2 protein-coding genes are annotated in these 560 nt (G+C 38.9%); both read right to left on the reverse strand.

Going from position 1 to position 560, the window contains the following annotated elements; translation table 11 throughout:
- On the reverse strand, positions 1–213 hold a 213-nt coding region (locus QMD21_07905), incomplete at its 3' end, for a hypothetical protein (protein ID MDI6856687.1).
- Between the two features lie 12 nt (positions 214–225).
- Positions 226–560 (reverse strand): hypothetical protein (locus QMD21_07910; GenBank protein ID MDI6856688.1); only part of this gene is annotated, 335 nt, incomplete at its 5' end.

The following is a 560-nucleotide window of genomic DNA, read 5'->3' on the forward strand; positions in this document are numbered from 1 at the left end:
AGCTATTTTTACTCCCCCAAGCTCAAAGTCTACTTCTGAATGCGAGGCTACCTTCTCGGTAAGGTGCGTGATGCCGTGAATTGCGTGTGCTATTCGGTCTAAAATTTTTTGAGTGCTCTTGTTGGTAAGGTAGATGGTAAGACCTAATGTGATTACTGCTATTGTAAGTCCTATTCCGGTTACAAGCACTTCTTCGTTCATTGATATAATCATATCACTCAGCTCCTATTTATTTGTTGCTTTTCGAAAACAACGTTTAATGTTCACACTTGCATTAACATATGTACAGTTCATGTATCCATGGAAATGAATAACATCTCCAAATTCTACAGCTGCGTTTGAGTATGTTTTCGTAGCTATCGTATTGTTGTTTTTATCTAAGAGCTTGAGCTTTATCTCGTCAACCACATTCGGTATCGGCTCAAGGAGCGTGGAATAGAGATGAATGTAAACGTCTGTTATGTTTGTAGAGTCCCTGTAAGCTTTTGCATAGAAGCTAAAACTTGGCGACTGAGGAATTAAGCCGTTGTAAGTGCCGTTGATTAAGATGTCATCTAAAT

The sequence above is a fragment of the Candidatus Thermoplasmatota archaeon genome (assembly GCA_030018475.1).
Lineage (GTDB): Archaea > Thermoplasmatota > JASEFT01 > JASEFT01 > JASEFT01 > JASEFT01.